Source organism: Paenibacillus sp. 01T47 (assembly GCF_056398245.1).
The window spans coordinates 19,746-37,007 of record NZ_JBFTPA010000037.1; the positions used below are offsets into that span (position 1 = coordinate 19,746).

A 17,262-nucleotide genomic window follows, 5' to 3' on the forward strand; every position below is an offset into this window, starting at 1 on the left:
TTTCAAAACAATTCACTCTAAAAATTCCAATTAATCCAGTCTTTCAACTCTGTGAATGAAAAGACAGAAACCCCCCGACAATCTATTTCCGAGATCCCTGTTGCATTATAATGTTTGAAGACTAGAACAGGCACAATCTCCTCGAACTGAGCACCAAAAAATATTGTGAGTTCCTCTTGGTATCTAATAATCTCATCCATTTTACCATGAAGATTATCAATAAATTTTAAAGTTTTATGAATATCGCTCCTTATACCCAAAGCTGTAAACTTATACGTGATGTCCTTGCACTCAAATAAATATAGCTTATTTCCTCGCACAGAGATAACGTCCATTTGATATTTAAGATTAATTTCTCTGTTCTTTCCGTTAACATCACAACAGAATTTCTGAACATTAAGCTTTGAATGATCCATATAAGGGGAAATGGTATCCAATATTTGTTTTTCAAATTTCTCTTTAATTCGCTTCTGGATAATTCGAGAATTTTTATTTATATCCAATTTCACCAAATTGTACACTATCTTAGTCTTCAGTATAAAGATGGCATATATCATTAAATAATAAGAGAAGTAATAGTGCTTATCATCGAATCTAACCACGGGATGTTCCAACAGCCGGCTATCATACTTTTCAAAGGAATCATAGCGTTTATCAATTTCGTTATCTTCCAGTGTGAAGTACTTGATCACGTTTTCTGCCTCTTCCCTAGAGCATTTTCCTTCATTCCGGATCAATTGGACCAGTTTCTTATGCTCTATAATTATTACATATGCGCGCTGATGCTTTAAAAGCCTCGAGGTTAATTTATTCCCGAAGGCCTTGTCTAGTGTGCTAGCCTTAAACCCATACTGTTTAAAAATCCCAAAATCTAACTTTTCCATTATTTCTTTATCATACTGGACGAGTCCTTCTTTGTATTGGTTATCGTTTGCATTCTTCAACAATTGACTTCTTCTGGATGTCATTTCTCCATTAATTATAATGTCGTTCTCAAAAACTCGAACAATCGGCTCATGGTAAAATCCACTTGTTACTAACTCTCTTTCGTTAATGAGAGTCACCAATGTAGATCCATAGTTGTACAATTGAATAAGAACATTAAGATCAATTGGGTCTTTTCCGTAATTTAATTTGTTAATCTCTAATTGATAAAACAGAGTCTGAATTACAGCCTTATCAAAACCACGCCATGAATTAAATATTGATGCGCAATCATCTTTATTTACGAATAAACTAATGAGAATTGTTTTCTCATCTAAGTCAAAATAGTCGGTGTCATGAATTTTTTTCTCAGTGAGTTCTCCCCTTGAGACGATATCCATATAAAAGTGAAGCTTGGTCATATATGAAGACATCGAATAAAGACTGATCATGAGCTCCTTCATGTTCACTCTTCCTAACATATCTTTTATTTCAAGATGTATATGATTGATAATACTGTTAAAAATCATAATAATATCTTGCTTATCTTTTGTTTCGCGATTGAGTAGGTTCAATTCTTGAATTGGTTTGGAAATTAATTTTTGATACGATAAAAAAATAAAACTGTCTCTTGCATTTTCTGCATCTAGCAAACGTGCTAATAGTACCCCTTTATAAAAGTCGGTAGAAAAGCGGGCACACTCTTGAGTAAACGGACCAGCAGGCCCAATATAAACCATTTTTCACACCACCTTAGGATCTGTTTTAATACGACGGTTTGTCAAACTAAGTGCTACACTTCGGTCATGAAAGATTCGTGAGCGGTCTTCCAAACCAAACATATTCAAGGATGGTCATTAATAAGGGAATGGCGTCAGCCATTTCATCATCCGTGACCTCTGCAAAATCATGTCCTTTGAGAAAGAACTCCCGCAGGAGACCATTGACATTTATGTTGGAGCCTCGTTGCCAAGAGGAGTAAGGATCAACGTAATAGACTAGACTTTCAATTCTTGTACGTTTTCCAAAGCGGCATAACAGGCAAATTCTTTCCATCGATCTGTTGTAGCGCTCTGAAAATCGACTTGTGGATATTGGCAAGCGACAGCACCATAGGCTACCTCCATGGAGTGAGCGGTACGGTCTAGCATCTTTAAGAGCCATGTACATCCTTGTCTTATGTTCGATAAAAGTGACAGCACAAGCTCGGCTCTTTCCACGACTCGAAACAACGGTATCCAGTTCCTAATAGGGGGTCCGATGTGAAATCGACCACTTGTTTCGAATGGTTTACGACGTTTGCTTTTGTGTCGTAGGTGCTTCACTTCCACGGTTGCAAGAAGACCTGTATATAACCATGTTGGATTCTTATGTAATCATGATGGAGTGGTAACTCCGATTTCACACGAATCCGATCATGGCCTTTTGTTTTCTTAGGTATCGCACTTCATATTAGAATCCGTTAGATCCTTTAAATTATATCGGTAAGCTGTTTTGAGTTTTTTATCAAGCGGTATATTCTTCTTTTCCATCAAATTGATTTTAGAATTTGCTAATTTAATCATTAAGTTTATTTCCTATCAAAGACGCACCTCGAAGACTGCTTTTCCTACTTACAATCGAGCTATTTCATATGAAAAAATAATTACTACTCTTTCAACCACATATGAATGAGTGAACATTTAAATCCCACCAATTTTAATCATAAGTAACAATAAAAGTGCTTGTAATGGATTTACTTTCACATTCATCCTCGCTTTATCATCTCAATATCTCTATAGTGATTATAATTTTATTTCAGATTTCAAATTAGGGATTTATACCCATCCAAATGAATTTGTAGTAGAATCTTACTATAATTTGTTTTATGAGGAAAGGAATTTTCATAAAATTATTTGTCGTAATACTGATAAAATTTACTAAGCCACTGAGAAAAGGGCGCAAAACAACCACGGGGAGATACGAAAATTTAGGCTATTTTTCAAAGGCTAACTAGAATTTTTCATACAAAATATACATAAATAATAATTTCAGAAGAGGTTATGAATATGAACTATGGGTGGGCCGGAACAATACATGAGTTTCTTAAGCTAGATAAAAATCAATTTTTAAACAAGCTTGATTCTCATATTTATCGTGGAACTAACAATATTAATGAGCAAGAATGTTTAAAACGAGATGCTCAAGGTCGAGCATGGGAGGATACTTTTCATAAATTGCAGCTGATTTTGAAACAGTATGAGCTGCATAACTTTTCAATTATTTTTGAATATGAAATTTTAAGAGGTGGAGGCCGACGTCCTGATGTAATTATCATTGCAAATGGACATGTTATCGTGGTCGAATGTAAAAGCTTTGACGAGATATCACCATCAGAATATATTCAAACATCTCTTTATGTTCGCGACTTGGAAAATTATCATTCGGAGATCCACCGCACTAATACACCTGTCAAAGGTGCAATATTATTAACCAATCATCCTGCTGATGAATTACTTTCCAATTATAAATATCGGGTATACATTTCAACGACTAAAAGCCTATATATTCTATTGGATAAAATCATTGGCCGTAGTCACTCATCTACTTTTGATATGCATCAATTTACTCATGGAGAGTATGAACCCTCGCCTTCTATTTTAGAAGCTGCTCGAGCTATCTACCACAATGAGCCTTTACCTAATATTAGAGCAATGGCGAGTAGTAATTTCACTGAAGTACAGCAAACTGTTCGAGACATTATAACTGAAGCACAAGAGACTAACACCCATCACTTAGTATTAGTTTCAGGTGAACCTGGAGCAGGCAAAACATATTTAGGCTTAGACTTAGCACATAACGTCGATCGTTCAGTCTATTTATCAGGGAATGGTCCATTAGTAGACGTGCTACAAGATACATTGAAAAACAAATCATTTGTACAAGGCTTATATCCATATAAAATGGATTTTCTTGAAAAGGGAACGGTTCCAAAGGAACAGATTATAATATTCGATGAAGCTCAACGAGCGTGGGATGCAGATAAAGTGAATCAATCACTTATCAAGAAAAATAGAGCTCCCATGCATTTAAGTGAGCCCGATATTATGGTTCAAATTTCAACACTAAATAAAACATGGAGTGTGACGGTTGGATTAATTGGCGAGGGACAAGAAATTTATTCAGGTGAAGAAGGTGGCTTGGAATTATGGAATACAGCCATTGCCAACAAAAATATTATTGTTCATGCTAAATCCCATGAATCTACATTTTCAAACGCATATGAATTTCGAGAGTATTCACACTTACATTTAAACTGTTCACTGCGTACCCATGCCGCATTACAATACTATGATATTATTAACAACATATTAGCACTACAATTATATCAAGCAGAATCCCTTGTGAAACAACTAGCAGAGGATCGTTACTTTTTAATTATAACTAGAGATCTTAACACAGCAAAATCTATAGCTAGTCAACTGTATGCAGATGATACGAAAACAGTAGGTATCATTTGCTCTAGTGGGGCAGATGAACAAAAAGAAGTTCCAGTTATTCCTAGAAATGATCGTTATGAAACACCATCCAAAATTGCTCAATATTTTAACTATCCTGAATCTAAGTTCTATTGTAAAAAGCTTCAGTACTCGACTACGGAGTTTCATACCCAGGGTTTAGAGTTAGATATGAGCATTGTTCATTGGGATGATGACCTCTACTTCAAAAACAACATGTGGTATGCACAACATTTCCAGTGGGGCGTCAAAGATCAACATCAAATTAAACTTAATGCTTACAGAGTTATTTTAACGAGAGGAAGAGATGGAACAATTATCTATATTCCTCCAAGAACTATATTAGATGCAACTTTTGAGATGCTTACACAGACCGTTGGTATTCCACATATATAAAGAATAATACATTTAAACTTTGGTTAATCTATTAAAAAAAACTAGGAATCTGTTAATTCCTAGTTTTTTTTCATGTCCATAATTCCTTAAACAATCTAATTCATTATATTAAGATTATAGGTACCTTATATTTCCTCATTGCAAAGCAAATGTACAGTCGGAATATCTGCTGGAGCCCAGTTCAATGTCAGTAACTCCTGCCTAGCTTTCCATTCTAACTTTTCATGTTCATTAGGGGTAGGTACTCCTGATATCAACTGCGCTTTGTAAGTCATTAATCGAACGCGTATATGAGGATATTCATAAACAGTATTTGTAATATGGTTCCCTGTCTTAATTTCACATGATAGCTCTTCTTGAATTTCACGTTCTAAAGCTTTTTTCGGATCTTCATCTTGTTCAACTTTACCACCTGGAAACTCCCAATATCCTCCAAGTGACATTTCCTTAGAACGTAAAGCGCATAAAATTTCATTGCACTCATTAATAATAACAGCTCCTACTACATCAACCTGTTTCATAAAGAATTCCTTTCTTTAACGACCAAAATAAGCATTATAACATCATCTTTAAAATAATTCATTTACATTTAGCACATATTTCTCAAGAAACCCTTAGAACATTGTCTATAAATTATACTATATCACTTTCAATACCTGCATACTTAATTTAATATGAACGTCATGAATAATCTAATACAAGACAGATTTCAGTTGATTATGCAGCATAAATACTTTCTGGTATCGTAATATGGTTCATCTAGATGGATGCTTAAACCTTTGACTTTTGGAGATCGGTCACATAATGAGCAATAAAAAATAGCCACCTGKAAGGGTGGCTYGCACTCAAKAAGAGYGCAAAAGTATAGATAGGAGTGGAGAGTCCTGTCCTGAACCTGTAGCTTTTTAGTGTTACACACATTCATATCTTTCTACTTCATTTAAGCAAGTTAACGGCGATGATGCCAATCAAGGATTGTTTGTCACTCCTTTGGATCTCCACGAGCCCTTTACCTTTACGTCAAGCTCCTCAGATTTTCGTTTATGCAATTCGTATTGTGTAAGTAGCAGTTCCATTTTGGCTGACTCCGTACAGTATGATGCCAACCGAACGGCTTGCAGCGGCTTTCAAACCCGATATTTCTTCATATTAGATTAGCTGCCCGTTAACGCAATTAAGGCTGCCGATCATGTCGGCAGCTTCGTAATGGTGATTATAAAGATATATTGTACCAAGGGAGTTTAAACCTTGTGATACTTTTTCCCCACACTGTCTGTAAAGGTTAGTTTTCGTGTATGCTACTTACAATTCAAAATAGGCATGAAAAATCAAATTAATCCGATATTAATTTTGAATAGATATTGAGATCGTTAAACTTTCCGTCTACTCTTTCATATTGCCTTAGTGTTCCTTCAAACGTAAAGCTTAGCTTTTGTAAAAGTTTTATTGAATTCACGTTTTCGGGTTCAACTTTTGCTTCGATTCGATTCATCTTTAAAGATGAGAATGCGTAATCTAACAAAGAACAGATAGCTTCTGAAGCATATCCTCTTCCCCAAAATGATTTATCAATATCATATCCAATTTCAGCTTTTGCATTTTCAAAATCCAAGGAATTAAAACCACAAGAACCTATGATTTCATTGGATTCTATTTTAATTATGGAGAAACGAATAGCTTTGCTGTCTTGAGAAAGGTCATCAAGGAGAGTAATCATTTCTTTTGCTTGATTTTCATTAGTAAAACTACTAACATTCATAAATTTAGTAACATCTGGATCAGACCAAATTTTAAACAAGCTAGAAGAATCCGATACCTTCATTTTTCTCAAATGAAGACGTTCTGTGTGTAACTCTGTAATCAATACTTTTACCTCCATTATAATTTAATAGTTAGGTTGAAAATATTGACATCTGCGCATAGTTCAGTCCCTTCATTTTTGAAGATAGTTTCATTTTATAAGAAGTTATAGGCTTTATCTACGCTTAATCCCTCAAAAGCAATTTTTATTTTATATATTCATCAATCCGCATCGTAAAATCCAAACCATTGATTTCTCTTATTAAGATCATATTTTTTTTCCCTTCAAAAGGGTATTGCAAGTACCAACAATCATTCAAGCCTATCAAAGCAATTTCAGGATAAGGTTCATGTAGTTTGTATTTTTTATTTACTCTAGTATAATGTATTTGCATGATCTGAGTATCTCCCCAATAACCAAWAACATTTATGATTTTTGGAACTATTGTTTCATTAGAGAGGTCTGTTAATAGATCAATATAAGCAATGTATATGTTATTCATAAAGTAATTTGCAAATCTATCATCAGATTCTGAAACTTCTTCCATRTTCAATTGTTWTTCCATGAAAACTTCTGGTATTACCTTTATATTTACATCTAAAATCTTCTTAGCAGAATTATATCTAACTAACTCAATCGATGTGTCAATAACATTTGAACTAGAAATATATTTGTCGTTAATATAKGTTTCCATTAAGTAATTCGTAGGTACAGCCACCCTTAATTTAATTTCATCACTAATAAAAGGGATTATCCACAATAAAGTAAAGGGTATCAATAATAGTATAGTGAGGATTCCTTCTTCAGACCTCCACTTATCTTTCATAAAGAACAGAGGTGTCGCATCTTTTGTTAATTTATATATCATTATAGAAATGATTTACAAACGAGCGAATTCGTTGGGATTTTCTTAGGCACAGCAAGACTTTTCGAATTTGAATATTTCGGTATTAATACCTTTTGACTACAAATCGTCAATTCAATAACCAGTGTACAGTCTCACGCTAAGTTCAAGATCTACCTCTATAGCCAGCAGGTGGTGTTTTAACTTCAGAGTGGGTTGGAGCAGGAGACGCTGATTTAAAAATAGCAGCATCTACTTCAAATACACTAACAGCAATTTGATTGTTGCCGTGAACTTGCGCTATTTGGCGAGCATGCTTCGTAAATGGAGCTTGAACTGTAGAACCTCCAAACTCTCCTGTGTTTGCTAAAATAACAGGTTGACACAATTGATAATGTAAAGCGGCAACCATATTATCAAATGTTTGAATATCTTGATTAATAGCTGCAATTACAAATATATCTGATACTTCACGTAAGTCTGCAACTAATGCTAGATCAGTTGTGTCATAGCAAATTGCGCCGGCTATACGTATTTTTCTTTATTCTTCAGAACCCATTTCTATAATAATTTGATGCTCTTGGCGTAGAAGCCATAAGGCTTGATTAGTCCGACCCTTTAAATTTTCTGAATGAACAAAAGTCAATTCGGCAAAATAAATAAGCCATGATCACAAAATACGACCATGACTTCAAATTTAGGTTTATTGGATTTTTTGTCGTACCTAGGGAGTTTATTGAAGCCCGTGCTTTTTGTGATAAAAAGAAGATGCAGCCTACTTTTTTAGGCTGCATCCTCCTCTACTCTATTAATATGTTAATTAGTTACCGAGTTGCCTTCTTTCAATTCAAATTCACCAATAACTGTTAAACCATCTTGATCATATAAAGAGATTACTTGGATATCACCATTACTGTTACTAATAGTTGCCTCTTGAAGACTAGATGCAATTGGAAATAAATCGTCAGCCTTGACATACCCTTGAACTCCATTGGTGCCCTCTGCTAAAATTAAATCTGGCTCTTCTCCTATTTTAGATTCTAATAATCCGGAACCATAGGTTTCCCCATTATTATTTACAGCGTATTCTTCTTGATCTTTCAAGTTATCTGGTAATTGATTAGTTCCGGAAAATTTGTTTGATGAATTTGATAGAATAACATTAGGAGATTTAGTTAATTCAATACCAACATAACCATTACCATTGTAATATTGAACTTTACCCTGCCCATAATATGTAGCTTCATCTGTAACTGTTGCTTGTTGCGCCGTATTAGTTACAAGGAGCGAAGTTGCAGAAGTAGTATATTTCACAGGGCTTGCAACTTTTAAAACAGCAGTTGTAAAATTATATAAACGAGCCTGTCCACCCATATAACCTGAAGGTGCGTTACCGCCACCGTCTACTTGGACTATTAGTGTAGATTGTGCTTGATAGGTATTCCAAGTCCATAGTGAAACCTCTGCTGTTGAATAAGCATTGTAAGTATACCCATTAACTGTTGATTTCGTCTTCGATGATTCTGTTGATGCTGCACCACCAGCAAATACTGTTGTTGATATTAATAAGATAGACAAAGCACATACTCCCGTTACTTTAGCAGTTAAATTTTTCCATTTCATTGAAATTACCGCCCCTTATAAAATAGTTTTTATGATAAATTTTATTTATCACCATTGGAAGAAGAATAAATTATAAATTCACCAATAATAGTTTTACCGTCTGTTTCATATAGCGGGAGTGATACATAACCAAGTTTTTCCATTGACTTGTTATATGCCAAAGCTTCTTCTATTGACGACATTGATGGTTCTAAATCTGTAGATTTAACATATCCCACAACCCCATTTTTACCTTCTGCTTTAATTAAATCAGGCCCCTGATTTACACCTTCAGGGAATGGTCCATGTCCATATGTTTGACCTTGATCATTTGTTGGATATGCACTCGCTGTCGGTTCTATAACCTCTCCATTTGTATTTGAAGAAGTTTGGCTAGTATGATTAGAGTCATGAACAGTGGACATAACTGCTATTAAAGAGAAACTAATGATTGCTCCTAGAAGTGATTTACGGTTCATATAAATTAACTCCCCTTTCGTTGTTAATGCATTTTATGCGAATACTGTTAAGGATATTTGTATATTTTCCCGTAATGACATTCTAATATTTGGTAAACATAGTGTATGATTGCATAATACATTTGTCAACATAATTTATTCAATTCCCGACTAAAGTAACAGTTTTCTAGTCGGATAGTATGGCAATTTAAGTTCGGTCTCTTCACCAAAATCACTACCTCCCCCTAAATAGTGTATGGGCTCCTGCAACTTGACTTCCTGGCCAGCGATAAACAGAACTGTTCCATGTATGCTGCTTAACCAGGATATCCAATCGCACCGGCCCCCGCAACTCAACTTCTTGGCCATCGATGATAGCAGTTGCCAGCTGCTTCCGGATCTTGGACTCACAGTTCATATTTTCGTTATCTTCATCTGCATGGTTCCAAATTGCATTTCAGAGCTGATTTAGCGCATTTATAAAAAGAGAAATCCGATTATAATCTTTCTGCTGCTTCCATTAGTTCTCTTCTAAATAATCAACCAAGTCAGTGAAATCCGAGACACATGACGCGTTATGTACAGCCTTGGGTACCTGAGAAGATTGATAGTCATGGATTGCGGGGATGGACTAATCGAGTTAATTAATCCTGAGATATTAGAGTTGGAAGGTGCACGATCGGGAGTAGAATCTTGTTTAGCTTATCCAGATTATTACGGTTACGTTAATAGGGCTCAATCGGTGAAGATTAAAACGTTGAATAGCAAGGTTAAATCTATCGTTCTTCAGGCAGAAGGCTATTTGGCGCGATGTAATGAAATCGATCATTTAAATGGAGTGCATGTTTTATCCGAATGAGACACGATCCCTCAAGTCCCCAATCTACCGCAGCGAACAGTTGAAAACGAAAAGGAACTCGGTATGGCGAAAGCTCTAATCGAACAGCTGAGTGAGAAATTTGAACCTAACAAATATACGGACGATTATCGTATTGCCTTGCTTGATCTCATGAACAAAAAGTCACCGGTGAAAGTGTAGATGTTGTAACTTCTCCTGCAGCTGAAAAATATCGAATGTCAATGATCTTCTGGCAGCCTTGCAAGCAAGCCTAGAAGCAACTAAGCTGGTGACAAATAACTCTCCGCCCTCTATGAAACGAAAAAGTGCAGCGACGTCTAAGGATCACGTATCATGACGACACCGAAGGCGACCTCCATCGAGTGAGCCTTTCGATTAGGCATCTTCAGTGCAACGTATAGTCGCGTCTTTCGTTCGATGAAAGTAGCTGCGCAAGCCTTGCTTTGCCACGGCTAGAAACCACGGTATCAAGCTCCCAATGACCGAACGTCGTACGTTTATGGACTTCTTTCGGTCGCTTGCTGATCGGTGTACTGACGAGGAAGTGACCACGTGTTTCCATTGGCTTTTGACGCTTGCCCTTATGTCTATTTTTTAACACAAGAAAACATGCAAGGCCACCTGACAAAGTGAGTGGCCTCGTATGTTTTCTTTTAGTTCGTTATAAAACCGATAATTTTTTCATTGAAAAAATCAATTAATTAGCCGATATTAAAAAGAAAGTAAAATGTGTTAAGACATCATCTTTTAAAAAAAATCTAACGAATGGGTAGACATCTTCTGTAATTATTGAAACTTCTCTACTTCCATCATCTTGAGTTATAACATATCCAGATGATCCCCATGTATCTTGCGCAGCATCAGGATTATATTTACCGTAAAATACACCATTAGCATTAATTCTCCAATCCTCATTTTGTGGGAAGAGCGACATCACATTTTCAAAAGTATCACCCACACGAACTCCTCGAGGTCCCGGATGATCTCCAAACACATCGATCACTGCCGGTGTTGTTTCTACAGAGCGAGCATCAAAATAGATATATTTAACCACATCATTGGAAAAATATGTTTCGCCACCACTATCATTCACCTCTTTATTAAGTCCTAATTCCTCCATTCTCTCTTTGGTCCAATCCGAGCGTATTAAATCAAAGTCATATATTTCTTGCTTAGTCATAACTTCTGGTGTTGGGACATTTGTTTCAGATGGTACTGGTGTACTCGTTTCAGCAACCGGTGTACTTTCTACAGGAGATGGAATGGGGCTGGGGCTAGTCTCCATGGATGAATTAGTACTGCACCCGGTTAAAACCATTGACAAAAGAAACAAAAAAATAATGTTTTTCCTCATTGTATACCTCCAAGTTAGAATACAATTCGTTATATAAACTTATTAGTACATTTAAAAAGTAAAGGTTAAAGCCGACTACTCCATGCAAGCAGTCGGCTCATAACCATAAATGAAAGACAAATCAATAAGTTACGGTATTAGGGAAATAACCATAAGCGTTAGAAGTAGAATTTGGATTTGTATCCGGCCTATAATATTTAGCAGGGGCCCATGCATAAGGATACGTAATACCTAAATTACGTGTAATTCTTGCCATCCATTGAATATTTGTTCCAGTTGGGACTACATTTTGAAAGTCGAATTTATAGTCAAATGTTGTTCCAATTCTTTGCATAGCACCTCCTTGAATCCAATTGCTACTTCCAGCGGTTCTATAGAACAATGTAACTGCCGATGGTACTTCTGTATGCGTATTGCCGGTACCACTGAATACGACTGTAATTTGAGCAATTTTGCTGCTAAGAAACTTTGCCTGACTAAAAACATCAAGGTTTCTTCCATAGTTCCAAGACGCAGTATCCCTGTACAATGTTTCAGTTCGGTAGGCTTTTCGGCCAGCGATTTCGTTCTTAGAATATGCACCAAAATGTAAATGTTCAGCAGCTGCACCTACGGAACCGCCTGTTCCAATTCGATCTCCTTCAGCATAAGTTCCATCTGGGTATGTTGTAGTTGCAACAACCATATGTTCATAGTGGCAATAAACACCTGATGCTGTTTCTAGTGAAACGGTATTTAATGAGTCTTTTAGGTTTTTTAAAGTACCATCTGCCACTGCCACTATGATTTTAGAGGTACTAATACTTAGATCCACGCCTACATGAGGTGAAGTTCCATCGACATTTCGTGGTTCACTCCATTTGCTGGTAACAGTGGGCCAAATCTGACTACCACTTGAATTTTCGATCGGACTTGACCAACGTGTTGTAGCATCAATAGCACCTGTGAATACTTCGGAGTAGGGTGTATAGGCAGCATTAACACTTGGCATAACCGAAAAAGATAACCCAAACGCTAACAGTAACAGAACTACTTTGCGATTAATTTTATTCATCATGTTCACCTCACCTTAAAGAATATGTCCAAGTAGACATTTTTTTCGTTTCATTTATTTCCTCTTTAACAACAAGAAGCAGGGTATTTTCATCTGTCCAAGAGAATTCTAAATAACGTGCGGAAGAGTTTGATTCTGCAGGCAGAAAGTCTAAGTCAATTAGTTTGTCGGAATTCAAATCAATTACTTTTATATAACGTGCCTCTGGAACGTCATCTGGAACATAGATAAAGGCAAAATAAGAGTTATCCGAACTGAACCCTTTGTTACTTGCACGAAGTCTAGTTGTTCCATTCAATTTGGTTGAAGTAATTTCTTGGAGCGTACCAGATTTATCAATTTTAGCAATGTGAATTTCGCCACTACTTAGGGCCGTAGCGTAAGCAATAAGGCCATCCTGAACAGCATATATATACGGTGCCTCACCCACCAAGTCCAGTTCAGCTTCCTTCCCATCCAGGCTAACTACAACCTGCTTCATGCCTGAACTTGTAATCTTTTTGCAAAGTACACTTTCGGGAGTCAACCATCCATCTACTAAGTAATTGGCACCCTCCGCATCTGCAATAATAGTTTCATTGCCAGTAGTGATATCATAAACAAAAAGAGCTGATCCACGTGTCTTAATATTGTTTTTATTAGAGTTATAAACCAGTGTTTTACTGTCGGGACTTGACATAACGTCCTCATTCCAAACCACAATATTTTCACCATACAAGTTCATTGACTCCTCTGCTAATGCTTCAAAGGTTTTCCCGTTATATGTACTCGGCAATAACAGCTCCAACTGGTTATTAGAACTGTTTACGAGCCACAGCCCATTCTCCGCAGAAACCAGCGACTTCTGTCCATCCGGCGTAATTGAAAACTGAACGGGGATATCGTCCGAGTTTTTTGGAATTACTATTGTTTTGCCATCAACTTGAACTTTCTGTAACTTAATTGCAATATCCCCATGACTAGTTTTTACGGACGTTTCAAATTCTTGTGGATTTATTTGCTCTTTAGTTCGGATACCATTCAAAGTTCTAACAGTTAGCGCTTCTTCAATCATTTTGTGTTGCAACTCATCCCAGTTCTCTTTGAGAAAACGACCATCTTGTAACATATTATCAACAACTCTAGCATTAGGGTCTACTTCAATTTCTTTTAAAGCTTGTAATGTCAACGGCTCTGAAGATTCATCAACAAGAAACTCTTTTATTTTTGCGTAGTCACGGTCTTGTAGACGGTTAAGCAAAATAGGATTGTCCGTATCAACCTGTAGCATCCTGTAATACTCGTCACCGATAAAATCGAGGTTACCAGCTGTTTTATTGATTGCCACATTGTTATTCTGATTAGAAGCATATGCAACTGAGAAAACTGTTCCTAGCAATAGTACACCTGCTAACGTTGATGTTATTTTTTTTTGCACGGTTCTCTTCATTCCTCTCATTAATAATTATTGGGGTTCATCTGGGTTGGAACTTAATTCATTCACTCTCCAATCTATTCAAATTGAAATCATTGGAAATTATTTCAATGATAATAAATGTTACCTTCAATATACATTATTTGGAATAGTACCAAAAAACCATTTACTTGTCGAATATTATCTAATTTTAAAAAGAGTTTACAAATTCTACAGCTCGATCAGGTTAAGCCAGCTCCAGAGCAACATTAGTGCTAACGAGAACTAATCTTCAATCTCGTTCTCGTATTCTTTTATTCTCAGCGTATCTTTCATGCCAAAAGCCGCTACTCGTAAGGAGTGGTTTTTGGCATATCAATTATTCTTCGTTACAAAAAAGCTTTCTTCTGATTACGGCTCTTGATGACTATAATAACAAGAAATAATAAATCAATTGTTTCGCTTCGTCATCACTGGAATCTATCGGCTCATAACGACTTATTTGGCGATATGTTTTTGCCATTTTATAAATATGTTACAATTTGGTTTGTACTATATGTATACTATTTCGTTTAGTAATAGATCGTTCATTTCATCCGCTTTAACAATTTCAAACACCTGTTTATATACAAGCGTAAACTTTTTTTTTGAAAATGTTCAATTATTGTAAAGATAACTATGACACAACTTTTTCATAGGTGAATACTGACAATTATTAATCATTATAATTTTCTTCATATTCATTGTTATTCGACAAAACTTTCCATAAAATGAAACTCCAATACGACTTCGGCTTGAGTAAGATTTACGAGCTCGTCATTAATTCCAACCCCTGCTACGCATTTCTTCTTGAAGGAAATTCTTTAATTCAAAATAAACTCATCGTGGCCCATGTGCTTGCTCACTGTGACTTTTTCAAAAACAACGCTCGCTTTAGTGTTACCAATCGCAATATGGTCGAGAGCATGTCTGCTACAGCGGATCGTATTCATCAATATGAAATGGATTATGGCACAGATGCAGTCGAAAAGTATATCGATGCGATTCTTGCCATTCAAGAGCATGTCGATCCGACACTCATTAAGCCTTATCAATTAGATAAGAAACGTTATATCGAAATGGTGCAAAAGGACAGCGAGCGCTCTGATCTAACTAGCGATGAAACTATTGAATTCGCTAAGCTAAACTCCTCTGTGGTGCAGCCATCCCGGCACACCTTGAATCCCTATTATTTAGGATTAAAAATCGAGGATATCGAACGTCGATTCGATAACCCAACGAAGGAAGAACAAGCACGCTTCGGACGTGTTCCCGGCAAGGGCAGGGAAAAAATGTTCGAGGTACGCGAACTCGATTCAGATATTTCATTCATCCGCAACTATCTGACGAAGGATCTGGTTATTGATCTTGATCTGTACATTTTCGAGAAGAAAGGCCCTGAGTGGAAAATTACCGATAAATCGTGGGAGAAAATTCGCGATCAGCTTGTTTATTCAAATGTAAAGGTGGATTTCCTAGTTTGATGGTTAAGGATGGGGATTTTAATCGTGTGGGTGAGCTTTATTTAATCCATGAGTATGAGAGTATGGAATTGGATCTAAAGTATTTTGAGCGTACGCTGCCTCATGTCGTTCAGCTTTGGGGGAAAAACGTTCACCTGGAGACGTTTGTTGAGGATAAGAAGATTGTGTTCAGCTGTGATGGGAAGAAGACTAGTCGGAAGTTTGTCTGATAATATGGACATTGCTTCTTAACTCTGCATTGAAGAGCGAAGAGCTAAAATGCATAATGCTGATACAAATAACCCGATCTCACTAGATCGGGTTTTCTATTTTTCGGACAGAGGGGGCGAAGGGAATGGATACCTCTTATATACAGAATATTTCCTCCATCATATGTAAGTATAAAAATAAGCTATAGTATCCCGTTAGCATTCCTGTAGAGCGTTAAATTTCCGCTTTGCATAAAAACGAGCGCCTCGGTACGATGGAAGTACGCAACGGGTCATAGCCCTAAAAATTCCATCATCCAGGAGGACGCTCTACTATGAAGTTTAAATCGCAAGCGAGACAAAATCTACTCATTGAAAAAATTACTGCTCAGCATTTAGTTATCGGGATCGACATCGCCCAGCAGATGCATGTTGCGCGCGCTGTAAATTTCCGTGGCATCATCATCGGAGACTACCTATCCTTTTCTAATGACGAGGAAGGRTTTCACCATCTTTTGCTATGGATTCAAAAGCTGCAAACCACCCATMGTTTGAGTGCAGCCATCGTCGGGATGGAGCCAACCGGACACTACTGGCTTAACCTATCTCGGTGGCTCACAGAACGYCATTTTGAAGTCGTTTTAGTGAATCCGCATCTCGTGAAAAAAAACAAARAAAATCGCGACAATACGCCTTCAAAGAGTGACCGGAAAGATGCACTCGTTATCGCCGACATGATCAAGAACGGTTACTACTCGGTAACACGTACGACTCCCGAAGCCTTCGAGGATCTACGTGTGCTTCTCTCTAACCGCGACTTCGTCGTCAAACGACTTGTTAGTGCCAAAAACCAGATACACCGCTGGGTTGACGTTGTTTTCCCTGAACTACGTCACGTATTCAAGGACATCACCTGTATCGGTTCCCTGGCAACGCTTCGCCTCTTTCCTACTCCAGCGGAGATCAGTAAGCTACAGACCCAGAACCTAATTCAGGGATGGAAAACCATCATGAAACGGCACTGCGGTGCTAGAAAAGCAAAAGCACTCATCGAGATTGCCAACCATTCAGTAGGATCTCAGTCAGCTTCTCATTACTACAAGCTCCACTTGAAACAATTRCTCGCCGAGTAYGACCTTGCTTGCGAACAACTGGAGGTTGTGGAGAAGGAGATTTCAACCGTATTAGAACGCATTCCCTTTGCAAAATCCATCCTCGCAATTAAGGGGATTAGTGTCATTTCATTAGCTGGTATATTGGGTGAGGCTGGGGACTTAAGCGGATTTGTTCACGGAAATGCCTTGCTGCGCCATGCCGGACTCAACCTCGCAGAAGCGAGTTCTGGCAAATGGACCGGGCAAATGAAGAT

General features: G+C 37.1%; 12 protein-coding genes and 3 pseudogenes. 4 read left to right on the top strand and 11 right to left on the bottom strand.

All coding sequences use genetic code 11. The features are described 5' to 3' along the window. Positions 1-17: 17 nt before the first annotated feature. Together AC1DOV_RS33250 and AC1DOV_RS33255 are read right to left on the bottom strand one after the other, a co-directional pair. Entirely contained in the window at positions 18-1,664 is a 1,647-nt protein-coding gene (locus AC1DOV_RS33250) for a hypothetical protein (RefSeq protein ID WP_441886964.1), read from the bottom strand. A gap of 107 nt (positions 1,665-1,771) precedes the next feature. Further along, positions 1,772-2,282, bottom strand: a pseudogene (locus AC1DOV_RS33255) (IS30 family transposase); the annotation flags it as partial. A gap of 690 nt (positions 2,283-2,972) precedes the next feature. Between AC1DOV_RS33255 and AC1DOV_RS33260 the strand changes: the two are divergent. Next, a complete protein-coding gene (locus AC1DOV_RS33260) occupies positions 2,973-4,817 on the top strand; it encodes a DNA/RNA helicase domain-containing protein (RefSeq protein ID WP_441886962.1) in 1,845 nt (614 codons plus the stop codon). A 125-nt stretch (positions 4,818-4,942) separates the two neighbouring features. On the opposite strand, the gene AC1DOV_RS33265 is transcribed toward AC1DOV_RS33260, so the two are convergent. The 5 genes from AC1DOV_RS33265 to AC1DOV_RS33285 form a co-directional block, all read right to left on the bottom strand. Continuing rightward, entirely contained in the window at positions 4,943-5,338 is a 396-nt protein-coding gene (locus AC1DOV_RS33265; RefSeq protein ID WP_441886960.1) for a (deoxy)nucleoside triphosphate pyrophosphohydrolase, read from the bottom strand. 812 nt (positions 5,339-6,150) lie between these two features. Next, entirely contained in the window at positions 6,151-6,681 is a 531-nt protein-coding gene (locus AC1DOV_RS33270) for a GNAT family N-acetyltransferase (protein WP_477552018.1), read from the bottom strand. 142 nt (positions 6,682-6,823) lie between these two features. Then, on the bottom strand, positions 6,824-7,165 hold the full coding sequence (locus tag AC1DOV_RS33275) for a hypothetical protein (protein WP_477552019.1): 342 nt from the start codon (positions 7,163-7,165) through the stop codon (positions 6,824-6,826). A gap of 1,113 nt (positions 7,166-8,278) precedes the next feature. Then, positions 8,279-9,085, bottom strand: coding sequence for a peptidase (locus AC1DOV_RS33280; protein WP_441886954.1), 807 nt, complete (start codon positions 9,083-9,085; stop codon positions 8,279-8,281). A gap of 41 nt (positions 9,086-9,126) precedes the next feature. Beyond that, the gene (locus tag AC1DOV_RS33285) at positions 9,127-9,543 is read right to left on the bottom strand and encodes a hypothetical protein (RefSeq protein ID WP_441886952.1); all 417 of its coding nucleotides are present in this window, start codon (positions 9,541-9,543) and stop codon (positions 9,127-9,129) included. A 592-nt stretch (positions 9,544-10,135) separates the two neighbouring features. Here AC1DOV_RS33285 and AC1DOV_RS33290 point away from each other — a divergent pair. Then, positions 10,136-10,381 carry a peptide deformylase gene (locus tag AC1DOV_RS33290; RefSeq protein WP_477552020.1) on the top strand — a complete coding sequence of 82 codons (246 nt, stop codon included), beginning with the start codon at positions 10,136-10,138 and terminating at the stop codon, positions 10,379-10,381. 347 nt (positions 10,382-10,728) lie between these two features. On the opposite strand, the pseudogene AC1DOV_RS33295 reads toward AC1DOV_RS33290, so the two are convergent. From AC1DOV_RS33295 to AC1DOV_RS33310, 4 genes and pseudogenes are all read right to left on the bottom strand, one after another. Then, positions 10,729-10,970, bottom strand: a pseudogene (locus AC1DOV_RS33295) (IS30 family transposase); the annotation flags it as partial. A gap of 108 nt (positions 10,971-11,078) precedes the next feature. Next, positions 11,079-11,735, bottom strand: coding sequence for a hypothetical protein (locus AC1DOV_RS33300; protein ID WP_441886949.1), 657 nt, complete (start codon positions 11,733-11,735; stop codon positions 11,079-11,081). Between the two features lie 121 nt (positions 11,736-11,856). After that, a complete protein-coding gene (locus tag AC1DOV_RS33305) occupies positions 11,857-12,792 on the bottom strand; it encodes a peptidoglycan DD-metalloendopeptidase family protein (RefSeq protein ID WP_441886947.1) in 936 nt (311 codons plus the stop codon). A gap of 7 nt (positions 12,793-12,799) precedes the next feature. Next, positions 12,800-14,218, bottom strand: a complete 1,419-nt coding sequence (locus AC1DOV_RS33310) for a TolB-like translocation protein (RefSeq protein WP_441886945.1) — start codon at positions 14,216-14,218, stop codon at positions 12,800-12,802. A 692-nt stretch (positions 14,219-14,910) separates the two neighbouring features. On the opposite strand from AC1DOV_RS33310, the pseudogene AC1DOV_RS33315 reads away from it, so the two are divergent. Together AC1DOV_RS33315 and AC1DOV_RS33320 are read left to right on the top strand one after the other, a co-directional pair. Beyond that, positions 14,911-15,914 (top strand): annotated as a pseudogene (locus AC1DOV_RS33315) (SpoVR family protein); the annotation flags it as partial. A gap of 314 nt (positions 15,915-16,228) precedes the next feature. Next, positions 16,229-17,262, top strand: a 1,034-nt coding sequence (locus AC1DOV_RS33320) for an IS110 family RNA-guided transposase (RefSeq protein WP_477552021.1), incomplete at its 3' end; no start/stop codon positions are given.